The following is a 14,793-nucleotide window of genomic DNA, read 5'->3' on the forward strand; positions in this document are numbered from 1 at the left end:
AAAAAACGGGCATGGCTAAAAGCCATACCCGCTTGGGACTGGAAGGTGCTGGGATATCCAACATGCATCCATTGCCTCATTTCAGCGCAACATTCGTTGCCTTGCTAATCGCATTCAGGCCGTCCGAAAAGGCAGAAAACATCAGCTCCTGCATCTTTTCACCTTCGGCCAAACTGCTTTCATAGCAGCGATTGACGATGCGTGAATGCAGCTCCTGAAGGTCTGCAAGGCTTTCAACCTTGGTCAGCTCATCAAGATCATCCTGCGAGGCTTCAAATTCTTTTTGCATCCACGTCGAAAGCTCAGTGCCAATGCCACCGGTCTTTTCAAACATCGCCATGGTTGCCTGCCAAACTTCCTCGAAACTTTTCTTCTGAGTATCAAGCAGCTCTTCATACTGAGCAGCAACCCTCGACCCGGCACCGGAAAAAACACCGGCCTGACCGGTCATGGTTTCAAAGATCTTGCCGAATGCCTCATTGGCAGCAGAAACACTTTCTTCGAATGCCTCATTGCCAGCAGTGACCATTGCTTCGACCTCTGGCGTCTTCCAAAGTTCGAAATAGGGCTCCATCCCCGTTCCGTCGATGAACAATGCACCAAAGCCAAAAACGTCGCCCTGTTTTGGCTCCACCTTAGGTTTGGCATCAACCGGCTTTGCGGTTGCGGTCGACTTGGATGGGGTTTGCGTCGTGGCCGGCGTTGCCGCAGGCTTGGAGACAGCAGACTCTGCCACCACGGTTGCCGGTGCAGCCGATTTCTCAGGCGTCGCGGGTGCCGCGGCCTTCGGCGCAGGTGCAGATTTCGATGCCGTACTTGCCGGTGCCGCAGCAGCCTTTTTCGGCGCAGACTTGGCAACGGTTTTCTTTTTCTGGGCAGAGGAAGCGGCAGACTTGCTGGTTGCCGTAGTTCTGGGTTTCGTGCTCACAGTATTGGCCTTTTCGCTTTTGGTGGGGGATTTGGGCGCTGTCGACTTGTTTGCTGGCGAAGTCACCTCGTCAGCAGGTCGCGCGGCCCCGGAATTCGCAACGGAAGGTTTCGTGGCAGATTCAGCCTGTTTTGATGCAGGCCCAGATGGCGAAGATGTCTCAGCCTTGGCAGGTTTCGGGGACTCTGCATTTTTTTCGGGAGCACCGGCCGACGCGGCATCTTTGACCGGCGTTTTGGCTGCAGATGCATCACCCTTCGCAGCCGTCTCAGAAGAAGCTGCCTGGCCTGCAGCTTTGGTCGACGCACCGTCACTCGGCGTCTTTGCCCTATCGGGCGATGATGAAGACGACGCCTTTTGCGCTTCCGCCGACGGTTGTTGAGCTGCGGCTTCGATCTCGGAAGATGTCATTACCTTCCGCTTGGCAGGCGCAGACTGCGCTGCCGACGGGACTGAAGCTGCTACAGTTTTGGGTGACGACGCGGAAGCCTGCTTGGTTGCAGTTTTCCCGGCTAGTTTCTTTTTGGAATCAGCCATTGCCTCAACCTCCTGATCACCGGAATATCCATCCGGATCAATGTTGCATTGCAACATAACCCTAGATGGAATTACCCCGTCGCGTCAAGTACAGTTTAGTGACAAATACGCCATATTTCCCGGCACGCCTCCATCGGAAAACACCGGAATTCCAAGAAATTTTTAAAATGGCAACTTGATCAAGGCATTAGCCCACAGTTTTGCTGCATTGCAATAAGTTTAGCAGACCGGGCGATAACATGAACACGTCACGCCATCGCCCGGTTGCAATATATTGGAGCCCTAACGAAGCATATTTCCGCGCACGGTTCTGTAAAACTCACCGGAGTCGCTGTTCTGGACATGATGCATCTGTGCCGCCGATTGCGATCGTGCGTTTTCAGCGGCAGGCGGCTCAGGAAGGTCTTTTTCAACCGAAGAAAGGTTTGCCAGAACTTCCGGGAACTTAAGGGCACGCAAATCATCCACACCGGATGCCCAGGTACCCAGGGTGATGCCACCCGACGAACACCCTATGGCGACCCAATAAAAATCGTCGGAATACAGACGCAGACCATCACGGTTTTGCGTTCCAAAACCTTCGGCCTCCAGCGCATCGGTGATGGCAAGATAAGAATCGCGGTCAATACGATCAACCGCCTCTTCGCCCCCAAAGGCACCAAGCGGTGCATTGACCTCTACATTGATTTCCTTGACCTGTATCGGCCCGAAGACACGGGTGGTCAGATTGAATTCCTCAAACCCGGGATACGGCGTTAATTCAAAGACGCGGACTTCCTTGTAATATTCGGCATTATAAATAATGCGAATTTGTCCTTCTGCATCGCCTGCTGCACAAGCCTGACGAAGATCATCGGCATTAAGATAAGAAAACCATGATGCCTTTCGGACAAGCGGATTACTGACGTCACTGGTTTGGGTAAATGTACAACCCGCAAGGCCTGCAATCACCAGTGCGGCAAGACCTGCTTTGGCCCAGTTGGCGCTGCGGGTCCCCGTATTGGTGTGAACTGGAGCCGTCTTTTCTGACATTCGATCCTCGATTTTTTGCTAATCTGGAGATATAAAATACAGTCTTGCGAATAAAAATGGCCATCTCAAGGCCCGAGTGACGACCACCGAAATTTGATGCTCTTAAACATTTGTTTAAGGCTGTGATGCGACAGTGAACTTATTTAGTTCTTGGGGAAACCTCAAAGCCGAGCCCGATATAATGCGTTTAATGACCCTTTCCGGGCCAACTGCAATGGCCAAAGCTCTGTCCGTGACGCGCTCGCTGAGCATGCGTGGCGTTGTTGCTGTGCTTTTGTGTCTGGTTGCGACTATTTCATTCACTGTTCTCTCGCCGTCCGCTGTGCAGGCGCGGACTTACACGGCGATGATTATTGACGGCGACACTGGCGAAACGCTTCACGAATATCGGGCGGATCACAAGGTCTATCCGGCGTCGCTGACCAAGATCATGACCCTTTACATGGTCTTTGATGCCTTGGAACATGGCAAGGTATCGCTTTCGACTCGGATGAAGGTTTCCAAACGCGCCTGGGGCCAGGCCCCCTCCAAACTTGGTCTTCAACCGGGCGAAACCATTTCCGTCAAGGACGCTATTTTGGCGCTGGTTACCAAATCGGCCAACGACATTGCGGTTGTTGTCGCCGAACATCTTGGTGGCACCGAAATCAAGTTTGCCCAGATGATGACGTCCGAAGCACGACGCCTTGGCATGTCACGCACCACCTTCCGCAATGCATCCGGCCTGCCCAACCGCGGGCAGATGACTACCGCACGCGACATGATCAAACTGGCTGTGGCGCTGCGCAAGAATTATGGCAGCTACTATCATTACTTCGCGACCCAGAAGTTCCGCTTTGGCAACCGCACCTATGGCAACCACAATAATCTTCTGGCGTCCTATTATGGTACCGACGGGATCAAGACCGGCTATATCAACGCATCGGGCTTCAACCTTGTCGCCTCGGTCAATCGCAATGGCAAACGCCTGATTGGTGTTGTGTTTGGGGGGCGCACGGCCCGCACCCGTGATGACCAGATGAAAAAGCTTCTTGATCAGGCCTATATGAAGCTGACCAAGGACGGTGAAATTGTTGTTCCGCGTCCGCGCATCAGCCCGGAAGACAAAATCCTGCCGGCGGATGCCCAGTTGCTGATTGCCAAGCGCAGCACGCTTCGCGAAGCAGAACAGCCGGGCCGGATCGACACCCAAACCGTTGTCACCCGCCTGAAGCCGGAAGCCGGTGCGGGCTGGGGCATTCAGGTTGGCGCATTTAGCGACCAGCGCCGGGCACAGGAAGCAGTCCTTGCCGCGGCACGTACCGCCCCCGATGTTCTGCGCCTGACCCGCGCTGCGGTCGAGCAGCAAGCCAGTGGTACCGGTGTTGTCTATCGCGCCCGTCTGCTGGGCTTTGATGGCGAGAACGAAGCACGCGCTGCGTGTGATGCGCTCAAGCGTGAAAACGTGGCGTGCATCCCGGTCAATGCAGGTGATGCTGGCTAAAATCCAAATTCCAAGAGATACAAAAAGGCCCGTCAGTTTTTCTGACGGGCCTTTTTAATTTTGTCTTGGCTGAACGCCTTAATTAGTGACCGCCACCCGGGGCAAAGAAGTCATCCGAAGACAGACCGCTTTTGACCAGCTGATCGGTCACCTGCCCCTTCAAACGTTTCAACCCGGCATCATCGGCGGCCTCACAGCGGGCCACGATGGCAGGCTGGGTGTTGGATGCACGCAGCAACCACCAGCCATCATCGGTGCTGACACGCACGCCATCAATGCCGCTGACCTCGGCGCCGGCTTCGGCAAGGCGGGCACGGACTTCTTCAATCAGCGCGAACTTGCGGTCATCCGGGCAGTCGATACGGGTTTCCGGCGTATTGACCGCAACCGGCATGGCGGCCCGCCATTCGGCAAGGCTTTTGCCACTTTGAACCAGAATGCGATACAGGCGCACGGCAGCATAGGTTGCATCGTCATAGCCGTAATAACGCTCGGCAAAGAAGATATGGCCACTCATTTCACCGGCGATCGGTGCCTTTTCCTCGATCATCTTGGTTTTGATCAGGGAATGGCCCGTCTTCCACATGATGGCCTTGCCACCAATCCGGTTGACCTCGTCAAACAGGGTCTGACTGGCCTTGACATCGGCAAGGATCGCAGCCCCCGGCTGACGCTGCAGAACGTCTGCGGCATAGATCTGCAACAGCTGATCGCCCCAAAGGACGTTGCCCTTGCCATCAATCACGCCAATCCGGTCACCGTCACCGTCAAAGGCAACACCCCAGTCGGCATTATGTTTGGCAACGGCGGCCTTGAGGTCAACTAAGTTGGCCTCAACCGTCGGATCGGGGTGGTGGTTGGGGAAATTGCCATCAATGTCATCAAACAACAGATGATGCGTACCAGGCAGCTTGGCCGTCAGTTTGCGAACTACGTCACCGGCTGAACCATTGCCGCAATCCCAGACAATCGTCATCGGATTGGGGACATCGCAGTCAAGCTCGGCGACAAGGCGTTCGACAAAGCGATCCTCGATATCGATGTCGCTTGCCGTGCCCTGCCCGGTTTCGAAATCACCGCTGGCGGCAATTTTGCCCAGTTGCTGAATGGCGTCGCCAAATACCGACTTGCCAGCATTAAGCATCTTGAAGCCGTTATAGTTCGACGGGTTATGCGAACCGGTAACCATGATGCCGGCATCGGTTTTTTGATCATAAACCGTGAAATACAGCATCGGGGTCGGCCCGCGACCAATGCGCACCACGTCACAACCGGTCGACAGAATGCCTTCGGCCAATGCAGCAGCCAGTTCCGGCGAGCTCAGACGACCATCACGCCCCAAGGCGACGCGCTTCCCGCCAGATCTGCGTACCATGGTGCCGAAGGCTTTACCCAGCGCATTGGCGTCTGCCGCATGCAGGGTTTCGCCAACAACGCCACGCACGTCATATTCGCGCAAAACGGAGCTATCAAACTTGTGTCCGGCGGAATTCGTCATGATTAGGATTTGCCTCCGATAGATGCACGACCAACACAGGAATAGCTGAAACCGTTTTCAGCCATCTCGTTCGGATCGTAAACGTTACGCAGATCAACGACGATCGGGTGTTTCAGCGCGTCCTTGATGCGGTCAAGGTCCATACCGCGGAATTCGTTCCACTCGGTCAGAACCACCATTGCATCGGCGCCTTCGACGGTATCGTAAGCGTTGTCGCAATAGGAAATGCCATCGAGAAGCTTCTTGGCTTCTTCCATGGCTTCGGGGTCATAGGCCTTGACACTCGCGCCTGCCGCGATCAGGGCAGGAACGATATCAAGGCTCGGCGCATCGCGCATGTCATCGGTATTGGGTTTGAAAGCCAGACCAAGAATACCGATGGTCTTTCCCGCAACAGAACCACCACAGGCCGCGATCACGCGATCGGCCATCGCCTTTTTACGCTTGGCGTTGACATCGACAACGGTTTCGATGATGCGAAGCGGGCTGTTATATTCCTGTGCGGTACGCACGAGTGCGATGGTATCTTTCGGGAAACAGGACCCGCCATAGCCCGGACCGGGATGCAGGAACTTCTTGCCAATACGGCCGTCAAGACCGATGCCGCGTGCGACATCATGGACATCCGCACCGACCTTTTCACAAAGATCGGCAATTTCATTGATGAAGGTGATCTTGGCGGCAAGGAAGGTGTTGGCCGCATATTTGATCATTTCCGACGTTTCACGGGTGGTGAAAACAATCGGGGTCTCGATCAGATACAGCGGACGATACAGATCCGACATCACTTCGCGGGCGCGCTCATCACTGGTGCCGATGACGACGCGATCCGGGCGCATAAAATCGCCAATCGCCGATCCTTCACGCAGGAATTCCGGGTTCGAGACCACTGCAAATTCTGCATCCGGGCGCTTTTGACGAATGATGCGCTCGACCTCACGACCGGTTCCGACCGGGACGGTCGATTTGGTCACAATGACGGTGAAGCCATCCATGGCTTCGGCGATTTCCTCGGCCGCGGCATAAACGTAACTCAGATCGGCATGCCCATCGCCGCGACGGGTCGGTGTGCCCACGGCAATAAAGACAGCGTCCGCATCCTTGACCCCTTCCTTCAGGTCGGTGGTAAAGGTCAGGCGGCCTGCCTTGACATTATTTTCGACCAGAACATCCAGACCGGGCTCGTAGATCGGCATGATACCGTCTTCGAGACGGGCGATTTTTTCGACATCCTTATCGACACAAACAACGTCCGTACCAAACTCGGAAAAACAGGCACCGGAGACAAGTCCAACATATCCGGTCCCGATCATAGCTACGCGCATGGAGGTTTTATCCTGGTAAGTAAATCCCGACCGGAACAGATCACATCGCTATTCCGGTCGGACATTGTTGACATGAATGGTTATTCTGCCGCTTCGCCTTCAGCGAATTCGTGAATAAGCTTGCGGACATCGTCGCGCATATCTTCACGGGCAAGGGCAAATGACATCGTGGCTTTCAGGAAGCCGATCTTGTTGCCGCAATCAAAACGACGACCTTCGAAATTATAGCCATAGAACGGTACTTTGCCGATCATTGCGGCCAACGCATCAGTCAGCTGTATTTCATTACCAGCGCCGCGCGGAATGTTTTCAAGCACCTCGAAAATGCCGGGATCAAGGATGTAACGCCCGATGGCGGACAAGGTCGAAGGGGCTTCTTCGGGTTTTGGCTTTTCCACCATGCCGCATGCACTGACAAGGCGGCCATTGGTGCCTTCGATTTCGAGCACACCATAACGGTGAACTTCCTCGCGCGGGACATCCATGACGGCAACCATGTTGCCACCCGTACGGCCATAACTGTCGACCATCTGCTTCATGCAGGGGACTTTTGACTGGATAAGGTCATCTGCCAGCAACACGACAAACGGCTCGTCACCGACCAGCGACTTGGCGCATAGAACGGCGTGCCCGAGGCCAAGCGGGTTGCCCTGACGGGTATAGGTCACACGACCGTTTTCCGGGATCATTTCAAGCGCCTTGGACAGTGCTTCTTCCTTGCCGCGCTCGGTCAGGATCGCTTCCAACTCGGCAGAGCGATCAAAATGGTCCTCAATCGCGGTTTTGCCGCGACCAGTCACAAAAATGAATTCTTCGATGCCGGCCGCAATGGCTTCTTCGACAGCGTATTGAATAAGCGGCTTGTCAACGACCGGCAGCATTTCTTTTGGCATTGCCTTGGTAGCGGGCAAAAAACGGGTTCCCATGCCTGCGACCGGAAAAACTGCCTTCTTGATTCTTTTTGACATTCAATACTTTCCTTTTTCAACCGCTGCACGCCAGTCCGTATTGGAATTGCCCGCATATATGCTTCTGCCACAATTCCAGAACACGGATCAAGCAAGCGCACGTATTATTGACGCTAATCTTTACATAGCCGTAACAAAAGGCTTCGCGCGGCATTGATCTTTGAGGCCAGATAGTCCGATCCACCGTGATCCGGGTGGACCGCCTTGATCTGCTTTTTATAGGCCCGGTTAATTTCCTCGCGGGTGGCATTATCCGACACACCCAGGATTTCTCGGGCCTCTTTCACCGTCATGCCTGACGCACTTGAACTCCTTTTGCCACCTTGGCCTTGCTCGTTATGGTTGCGGTCGCTTCCTCCGTTTTGTGCTCCGTCTTCGCCGTAGTCTTTCTGGCGCCAGCTTTGCCATCCCGTGCAATCGGGGCGGCGTTCAAGATAGGCTTCCAGAACCGCCCGGCTTTGGTCGGTTGCACTGCAACAGTCAACATAAAGCGACTGCAGGTCGTCAAGTCCCAAGCTGTCAAGATCGGCCCCGGCAAAGGGACCGCTGACAACGCCACCGCGCATTTGCCCGGTTTCAAGATCAAGCACCATATGCAGAAATTCGGTACGAATTTCCGAACTTGATCCCGCACAGGATGTGCGGTTGCCAAAACTTCCCGGCTGGGCGCGTTTTCGGGACGCGGCAAAGATCCTGCGAAAAATTGGCCACAGGAATCCAAGCTTCATCATCCGAAACAAAAACGGCACAGTCGCCGCCAAAGCCGCACCCATCGCGGCAATCTTGCCTGTGAGCAACAACCAGCCCGCAAGCATGATCAACACCAAGATGATCAGAAATAAGACAATTTTACGGATTTCTTTGGGCTCGGCCTCTGTCATCCACCGAATAAAGAAGCCAACCCCGATAAATGCTGCGATGCCGATCAAAAACCACTGCATCAACGCGGCTTTCGCAATTGATGACCAAGCCTGAGCACTTCCTCGGACCCGGTTTTCTTTTGATAGATCGAAAGTCCGGACTGCCCGCCCACCGCATAGCTTGCCACTGCGCCCAGCAAATCACGAAGCTTGCCGGCTGCACTGGCATCAAACTGTATGAAGGCACCGCCGGTTATCCGCGCAATTTCGCCAAAGGCAAATGCCGCATCCCGGTCATGGCCTTCCTGAAACATGAATGCCTTTACCCCCTTAAGCGCCAGTTTCCCGGCAATCGGGGCCAGATGATCTGGGTTTTCCTCGATACAGTCGCCGACATAAATCAAGGCATCGATTTTTTTATCACCCGCTTCACGTTCGACATGGGCCAGAACCCGTTCGATCTGAGTATGCCCGGCACGGCAGGTGACCTTGGTGATATAATCGCGAAATGATTTGGCGTTGCGGCACCAGCCACTTGATTTGCATTCCGAAAGCCCGCGAAAGAAGACAAGCTGCACATCAAGGGCGCCGACACCATCGACCGCTTCGAACATTTCCGCCTGAATTTCAGCCGCGCTGTCCCAGCTTGGCTGGCGGCTGGCGGTTGCATCCATGGCAAAAATCAGTCGTCCCTGTGCCGGCCCGGATGATGGCGCGTGTACCGCCATCTGCCGCGCTTTGCCCAGGAAGTCTGCCACTTCATTGGCGTCGGATGTCTCTGGAATGATGTCTTTGCGCGTCAAGGAGACCTGCCTGCTTCATATTCCGGTTGGACAATTTGTCGTCCCACAAGATATAGGCCGGATGCAGTCAGATCGGCAACTCCTCGCCGTCGGCCGGTTTGAAGCCGATCACTTCCAGAAGCGATCTGACTTCCTGACGGGCGGCCATGTGCGACATGCTCATCGGGATACCGACGCCCTTTTCACGCAGATCAAGCAGCGTCAGACCTTTGAGGAAAAGTTCGCGGTAAATCACGCGTTCGCCAAAACCCGGCGCCTGACGGAAGCGGATGCGATCAGCCAATTTGTCAACGATTTCGGCAATGTCGCGTTTGTTACGCGCATCAAGATGCGAAAGACGGTTGCGCATGACGATCCAGTCAATCGTGCCGCCATCAATCGCCGCCCTACGCTTGCGCGCATCCCAGACCATCTCGGCATAGATGCTGGGCCCCTTGATATCAAGGCTGTCCGGGTCAATCCGCGCCAGCATATCAAGGTCGATGAAGCTATCATTGATCGGGGTAATCAGCGTATCGGCACAGGCATGCGCCAAACGAGACAGGTAATTGTCACTGCCCGGGCAATCCATGACGATGAAGTTGCAGCCGATCACCATTTCACCAAGTGCGGTCGTAAAGCGTTCGCGCTCGTCCAGCTTGGCTTGGTTGGCATCGGGCAGTTCGCTGCGATAAATCGGCCGATGATCGGGCACCGGAAGCTTAAGGCCCTTGCGGTCGTTAAAGGCGTTCCGGTTTTCGACATAACGTGTCAGCGTCCCCTGACGGGCGTCGATATCAAGCGATCCGACCTTGAATCCCATCTTCATCAGGGAAACGATCAGATGCATCGCTGTTGTCGATTTGCCTGACCCGCCCTTTTCATTGCCGATCACGATTACATGGGCGCGATTGGACGGCGGTTGTTTGTCCGTTGCCGTCTGCTGGCCCGCGCTGTCCCCGTTCGCGCCGGTCTGTTGCACCGTCATGATAAAATGCTCCGTATCTTCAGGCTTTTTGACTTTGTCCCCAAGGCCAACCTCCCCAATGAGCCCGTTTGCACCCAAAAATCAAGGTAAAAGAGATCACGATAACAGGCATCGGTTGACTGCCCCCTAGCCAATCTAGATGCACAAAGGTAAAGATAAGGGTAGCGCAATACAAAAATGCGCCTGAAAACATATAGAAAGGACGCAATGTGAGGTATCGGGCGGCTTTGATCGGCAGCATGTTTGCAAGCCTTCTGGTGGCAACACCACAGATGGCCGTCGCACAGCAAACCGGTGGGTTCGAGCAAATCCCGCAAGACCAGAGCCCGATTGTCTTTGCCTCAGACGTCGAGGGTCAGAACAGCTTCCTGCGTCAGTATCGCGATAACAGTACGGTCTTTGTCGGCCGCTGGTATGCGCCACGCTCGGTAAGCGAATCCCCTGCCGCTGCAAGCGATCTGTACCTTGAGACTGTCTATACGACCTCCGCACCCGGTTTTCGGTTTAGCACCGCCATGGCGTCCGAGCAGTTGCTTGACATGTTTGACGCGCTTCGCGGCCGCACCAGCCTGAATGGTGCAAGCTTCGTGCAGGAAACCCGATATGGCCCGATTGCCCTGTCGCCCTTTACCCGCAACGGGTCGCAATGCGTTTCCTTTGTCGGGCAATGGGACCCGCAAACACCGGCCCAACGAGGCAGTCGCCTGCTCGGCTATTACTGCACCCCGACACAGGTTCAGGCCACACGTAGCAGCAGTGCGCCGCTCAGTGGTCTGCCAATGATTGATGCCCAGGAATTCGCCGCCGGATTCTTTGGACGATTGAACATTGAGCTTGCGGAAAATTCGGCAATTGCCGCCACTGTTGTCGCACCAGCAGATGACACCCCGCTTCAGCAGCCAGAAGGCGAAACCACCCCGCCGCCGATTGATGGCATTGATATCATCACCAACTGGCAATCGGTGCGCGGAACCGGCACGCTGCGCTTTGATCAGCCATCTGGCGAAGGCACAATGATCCTTGATGATGACCAACGTCATTGCGAGGGCATCTGGCGCCATGAAGGCGGTGCCTATCAAAGTGATACGCTTCCGTTCGGAAGCTGGTATGTCTATTGTAACGACAGCAGCTTTGCGCGCGGTATTTACACCAGCGAATCCCCGGCTGTTGTCACCGGTAATGGCAAGGACAACCAAGGACAGGCTGTCTATTTCCGCCAGGCAAACTAAACCCACCACCCTAAACAAGATACACGTGATCATGACTGCAGATATCCAAACCATCGTCATCGGGGCCGGCGTTGTCGGCCTGGCCTGTGCCCGTTCACTTGCGCGAACCGGCCGTGAAGTCCTGATCATTGAACAGCATGATGCGATTGGCACCGAAACCAGCGCACGCAACAGCGAAGTCATTCATGCCGGGATCTATTACCCGAAAGGCAGCCTGAAGGCCGAGCTTTGCGTCACCGGGCGCGAGATGCTGTATCGTTATTGCGAAGAAAACGGCATCGAACACAAACGCACCGGCAAACTGATTGTCGCCACAGCCGAAGACCAGATGGCCGCACTGGCCGGGATCAAGGACAAGGCATATGAAAACGGTGTCACCGACCTTGTCTGGCTGTCCCGCGAAGAGGCCCTTGAACGCGAACCGGCCCTTCATTGTGTCGGTGCCCTTGAAAGCCCGTCCACCGGCATTGTCGACAGCCACCAGTTGATGGTCACCCTGCTGGGTGAGGCGGAAAACAACGGCGCAACACTTGCTATCAACACCAAGGTCACAGCCGTCAGTTTCGAAAACGGGCTTTATACCGTCTGCACCACCGATACCGACGGCGAAGAAATGAGCCTGACCTGTGCTGAACTGATCGTTGCCGGTGGCCTGCACAGCCAGACCTTGGGCCGGAACTTTACCGGCCTGCCACAGGCATCTGTCCCGCCGCAGCATTATGCGCGCGGCTGTTATTTCACGCTATCGGGCAAGGCACCGTTTTCCACCCTGATCTATCCGGCCCCCGAACAGGCAGGCCTTGGCATCCACCTGACCCTTGATATGGGGGGACAGGCGCGCTTTGGCCCGGACGTGACATGGGTTGATGCACCAAACTATGACGTCCCCGAAGAACGCCGGGCAGCCTTTGCCGAAGCCATCCGCAAATACTATCCCGATCTTGATGAAAGTGCGCTTCAGACCGGCTATGCCGGGGTGCGCCCAAAAATTCAGGCCCCGGGCGAAGCGGCGCGTGACTTCATGATTGCTGATGAAAAACAGCACGGGCTTAATGGTCTTGTAATGCTCTATGGTATTGAATCACCGGGTCTTACTGCATCCCTTGCAATTGGCAGCCGGGTGACCGAGTTGATCACACAGCAAGGCGCAATGAAGGCAGCATCATAAGATCGCCCATATCATCAGCGATGGATAAAGGCATGGCCAAGCAACCTTACAGCACGTCAGGGCGGACCCGACAACCGGCGCAAAATGCGTCTGGCGGAAAAGCTGCGCCCAAATCCATCTCGCGCCGACATTTCCTTGGCGCTGGTGCGACGGGGCTTGGCGGGGCATTACTGGCATCAACACCGCTTGGCGCAGTTGCACAGCAGCTTGAACCTTTTATCCCCGCCCCCAATAGCCTGACCGAGGGTCTCCCCGGACTGACCGACACCGGTAAGCCCGAAAAAGACTTCGTCGAGGAAATGCGCGATTACGTCGTTGCGATCAGTCGGTGGGCAAAAAGCTATCGCAGTGACTTTTCGATCATTGCGATGAATGGCCTGGAACTGACCGAATTTCTTGAAAAAACCCTGTTTGCGACACGCGGCGTTGCGGAACCGGCCAGAAACTATTTGCGGGCACTTGACGGCATTTTGGTCGAAGCCCCGTTCTACGGCTTTGAAAAATACGGCGAAGCCACCAACGCCGAAGAAACCAAATACATCCTCGGCTATCTGGAACGGTTGAAACTTGAAGGCCTGCAATATCTTGCGGTCGACTACACCGAAAATCGATCCGACATGGACAAGGCACGCGCGCAGCTTCGGGGGCTGGATGCCCTTTATTACGCGGCCCCACCGCCGGGCATGCAGCTTTCATCGCTGGCAAAGGTTCCAAGCACACCTTTCGGGGCAAACCCGCATGTGATCGACAATATCCGCGAGGCAAAGAACTTTGCCCTGGTGCTTGATAGTTCGCCCTATGGCACCAAGGACGCCTATGTCGATGCGCTGGTTGCAACCAACTATGACACGTTGATCATTGATCCGTTCCATCGCGGGACCATTCCGCTGACTTATGATGATATGAAGCGGCTTCGTTACAAGAAGACCGGAACACCACGGAACTTGATTTCGTACCTCAATATCGCAACAGCCGAGACATATCGCTATTACTGGCAAAGCGGATGGCGCGCCGGAAGTCCCGATTTCCTCAGTGAAGGCAACCTGATGGCACGTTGGGGACAGGAAAACCACGTGCATTACTGGTCACGCGAATGGCAAAGCATCATCTTTGGCAGCGAAAACAGTTATCTCGGCAACATCATGAAGCTTGGCTTTGACGGTGTTCTGATGGCGGGTATTGATGAATATTCCTGGTGGCTTGACTACTAGGTCGCGCAGACATTTCGCATTCCATCATCACAAACATATGACCTGAACCTGTGCGTGATTACGCCAAGGACATTTGACGCAGCACCCCTGTTTGGGCAGTGTGGTGGGTGTCGAATGTCGGCAATTCAAAAACATAATCTGCATCGCGGCGCCAGGAGGCCCATATGTCCGAACCCATCATCCACTATTTCTTCGTGCAATCACCGTGGTCTTTTTTCGGGTTTCGCCGCGTTGTCGACATTGCCAAAAAACATGGCGTGCAAATCATCCATAAACCCTGCCGGGCAGCCGATGTCTGGGAACATGGCGGCGGCGTGCCCTTGGCAAAACGCCCGAAACCGCGTCAAGAATACCGACTTGTTGAGCTGAAACGCTGGTCGGATTATCTCGGCATTCCGATCAATCTGCATCCGACCTATTTCCCGGTGGATGAAACCCTTGCCGCGCGCACGATCATCGCCGTTCAGGACGATGGCAAGGACGTCAGTACTTTGACTGAAACCCTGATGGGGGATATCTGGCTGCGTGAACGTGATGTTTCGCTGCCCGCGACCGTGCGCGAGGCCCTGATATCAAGTGGCCTTTCGACGGAATATCTCGAACATGCCGACCTGCCAGAGATCGCCAAGATCTATGACGAGAACTGCCAGTCCGCACGCGATCGTAACATCTTTGGTGTGCCGACCTATTTTGTTGGTAACGAGATGTTCTGGGGGCAGGACCGCCTTGATTTTGTTGAACGAACGCTTCAACAGAACCCCTGATCAAGCGCGCCATAGCACCT

Annotated in this window: 13 protein-coding genes; 5 read left to right on the top strand and 8 right to left on the bottom strand. The window is 55.0% G+C overall.

Features of this window, described 5'->3' with window-relative positions:
• Nucleotides 1-76: 76 nt before the first annotated feature.
• Complete coding sequence (locus TH4_RS20780) at nt 77-928, bottom strand: phasin family protein (protein WP_167351221.1); 852 nt, start codon at nt 926-928, stop codon at nt 77-79.
• 819 nt (nt 929-1,747) lie between these two features.
• Nucleotides 1,748-2,497: a hypothetical protein gene (locus tag TH4_RS13735; RefSeq protein ID WP_064781563.1), complete on the bottom strand. Its 750-nt coding sequence runs from the start codon at nt 2,495-2,497 to the stop codon at nt 1,748-1,750.
• A 214-nt stretch (nt 2,498-2,711) separates the two neighbouring features.
• Here TH4_RS13735 and TH4_RS13740 point away from each other — a divergent pair, with 214 nt between their 5' ends.
• Nucleotides 2,712-3,980, top strand: a complete 1,269-nt coding sequence (locus tag TH4_RS13740) for a D-alanyl-D-alanine carboxypeptidase (RefSeq protein WP_064781698.1) — start codon at nt 2,712-2,714, stop codon at nt 3,978-3,980.
• An 82-nt stretch (nt 3,981-4,062) separates the two neighbouring features.
• Here the strand turns inward: TH4_RS13740 and pgmG are convergent, their stop codons facing one another.
• The 6 genes from pgmG to TH4_RS13770 all read right to left on the bottom strand — a co-directional run bounded on the left by pgmG (nt 4,063) and on the right by TH4_RS13770 (nt 10,401).
• Nucleotides 4,063-5,478, bottom strand: a complete 1,416-nt coding sequence (gene pgmG, locus TH4_RS13745; protein WP_064781565.1) for a phosphoglucomutase/phosphomannomutase PgmG — start codon at nt 5,476-5,478, stop codon at nt 4,063-4,065.
• Between the two features lie 2 nt (nt 5,479-5,480).
• Entirely contained in the window at nt 5,481-6,803 is a 1,323-nt protein-coding gene (locus tag TH4_RS13750) for a UDP-glucose dehydrogenase family protein (RefSeq protein ID WP_064781567.1), read from the bottom strand.
• An 80-nt stretch (nt 6,804-6,883) separates the two neighbouring features.
• Nucleotides 6,884-7,771: a UTP--glucose-1-phosphate uridylyltransferase GalU gene (galU, locus tag TH4_RS13755; RefSeq protein ID WP_008890594.1), complete on the bottom strand. Its 888-nt coding sequence runs from the start codon at nt 7,769-7,771 to the stop codon at nt 6,884-6,886.
• A gap of 113 nt (nt 7,772-7,884) precedes the next feature.
• On the bottom strand, nt 7,885-8,712 hold the full coding sequence (locus TH4_RS13760) for a J domain-containing protein (protein WP_064781569.1): 828 nt from the start codon (nt 8,710-8,712) through the stop codon (nt 7,885-7,887).
• Nucleotides 8,712-9,434: a hypothetical protein gene (locus tag TH4_RS13765; protein ID WP_064781571.1), complete on the bottom strand. Its 723-nt coding sequence runs from the start codon at nt 9,432-9,434 to the stop codon at nt 8,712-8,714. The genes TH4_RS13760 and TH4_RS13765 overlap by 1 nt, the downstream gene beginning before the upstream one ends.
• A 67-nt stretch (nt 9,435-9,501) precedes the next feature.
• Nucleotides 9,502-10,401, bottom strand: a complete 900-nt coding sequence (locus TH4_RS13770) for a division plane positioning ATPase MipZ (protein ID WP_008890591.1) — start codon at nt 10,399-10,401, stop codon at nt 9,502-9,504.
• 239 nt (nt 10,402-10,640) lie between these two features.
• On the opposite strand from TH4_RS13770, the gene TH4_RS13775 reads away from it, so the two are divergent.
• The 4 genes from TH4_RS13775 (at nt 10,641) to TH4_RS13790 (ending at nt 14,773) form a co-directional block, all read left to right on the top strand.
• A complete protein-coding gene (locus TH4_RS13775) occupies nt 10,641-11,630 on the top strand; it encodes an MORN repeat-containing protein (protein ID WP_245227881.1) in 990 nt (329 codons plus the stop codon).
• Nucleotides 11,631-11,661: 31 nt separating this feature from the next.
• Nucleotides 11,662-12,798 carry an NAD(P)/FAD-dependent oxidoreductase gene (locus TH4_RS13780; protein WP_064781574.1) on the top strand — a complete coding sequence of 379 codons (1,137 nt, stop codon included), beginning with the start codon at nt 11,662-11,664 and terminating at the stop codon, nt 12,796-12,798.
• Nucleotides 12,799-12,830: 32 nt separating this feature from the next.
• Nucleotides 12,831-14,009, top strand: coding sequence for an endo alpha-1,4 polygalactosaminidase (locus TH4_RS13785; RefSeq protein ID WP_064781699.1), 1,179 nt, complete (start codon nt 12,831-12,833; stop codon nt 14,007-14,009).
• Between the two features lie 164 nt (nt 14,010-14,173).
• Entirely contained in the window at nt 14,174-14,773 is a 600-nt protein-coding gene (locus TH4_RS13790) for a 2-hydroxychromene-2-carboxylate isomerase (RefSeq protein ID WP_064781576.1), read from the top strand.
• Nucleotides 14,774-14,793 lie beyond the last annotated feature (20 nt).

This window comes from Thalassospira tepidiphila MCCC 1A03514 (genome assembly GCF_001662875.1).
In the GTDB taxonomy this organism is placed as follows: domain Bacteria; phylum Pseudomonadota; class Alphaproteobacteria; order Rhodospirillales; family Thalassospiraceae; genus Thalassospira; species Thalassospira tepidiphila.

Excerpts from the sequence above, each read along its gene's own strand:
- TH4_RS13735 (WP_064781563.1), bottom strand. The coding sequence starts at position 2,497 with ATGTCAGAAAAGACGGCTCCAGTTCACACCAATACGGGGACCCGCAGC.
- TH4_RS13740 (WP_064781698.1), top strand. The coding sequence starts at position 2,712 with ATGGCCAAAGCTCTGTCCGTGACGCGCTCGCTGAGCATGCGTGGCGTT.
- pgmG (WP_064781565.1), bottom strand. The coding sequence starts at position 5,478 with ATGACGAATTCCGCCGGACACAAGTTTGATAGCTCCGTTTTGCGCGAA.
- TH4_RS13750 (WP_064781567.1), bottom strand. The coding sequence starts at position 6,803 with ATGCGCGTAGCTATGATCGGGACCGGATATGTTGGACTTGTCTCCGGT.
- galU (WP_008890594.1), bottom strand. The coding sequence starts at position 7,771 with ATGTCAAAAAGAATCAAGAAGGCAGTTTTTCCGGTCGCAGGCATGGGA.
- TH4_RS13760 (WP_064781569.1), bottom strand. The coding sequence starts at position 8,712 with ATGCAGTGGTTTTTGATCGGCATCGCAGCATTTATCGGGGTTGGCTTC.
- TH4_RS13770 (WP_008890591.1), bottom strand. The coding sequence starts at position 10,401 with ATGACGGTGCAACAGACCGGCGCGAACGGGGACAGCGCGGGCCAGCAG.
- TH4_RS13775 (WP_245227881.1), top strand. The coding sequence starts at position 10,641 with ATGTTTGCAAGCCTTCTGGTGGCAACACCACAGATGGCCGTCGCACAG.
- TH4_RS13780 (WP_064781574.1), top strand. The coding sequence starts at position 11,662 with ATGACTGCAGATATCCAAACCATCGTCATCGGGGCCGGCGTTGTCGGC.
- TH4_RS13785 (WP_064781699.1), top strand. The coding sequence starts at position 12,831 with ATGGCCAAGCAACCTTACAGCACGTCAGGGCGGACCCGACAACCGGCG.
- TH4_RS13790 (WP_064781576.1), top strand. The coding sequence starts at position 14,174 with ATGTCCGAACCCATCATCCACTATTTCTTCGTGCAATCACCGTGGTCT.